Raw genomic sequence first — 254 nt, 5'->3', positions numbered from 1 at the left:
TGAGTTCGGCTTCACCGATTACCACCGCACCACCGAGGTCGAGTTCCAACCGGCCCACGACCCCCGGGCCGCACCGGCGGACTACAGGGCCCAGGTGCGCGCCCGCCGGCACGGGTTCCTCGGCCAGGCGCCGGGCGTCCACCAGAAGACCACGCTGGATCGCAGGGCGATGAGCAATCCGCCGTTCACCCAGGCGCACGACCTGCAGGACGGCCAGCAGGGCAAGTACGCGCAGATCGACGCGGTGTTCAAGA

Annotated in this window: 1 pseudogene; it reads left to right on the top strand. The window is 69.7% G+C overall.

From position 1 onward, the window contains the following. Positions 1-254, top strand: a pseudogene (locus ACQG3P_RS20765) (DUF6607 family protein); the annotation flags it as partial.

This window comes from Stenotrophomonas sp. SrG (genome assembly GCF_050031795.1).
GTDB classification, from domain to species: domain Bacteria; phylum Pseudomonadota; class Gammaproteobacteria; order Xanthomonadales; family Xanthomonadaceae; genus Stenotrophomonas; species Stenotrophomonas rhizophila_A.
The sequence above is the reverse complement of the archived record's forward strand: the minus strand, read 5'-3'. Positions and strand labels throughout refer to the sequence as shown.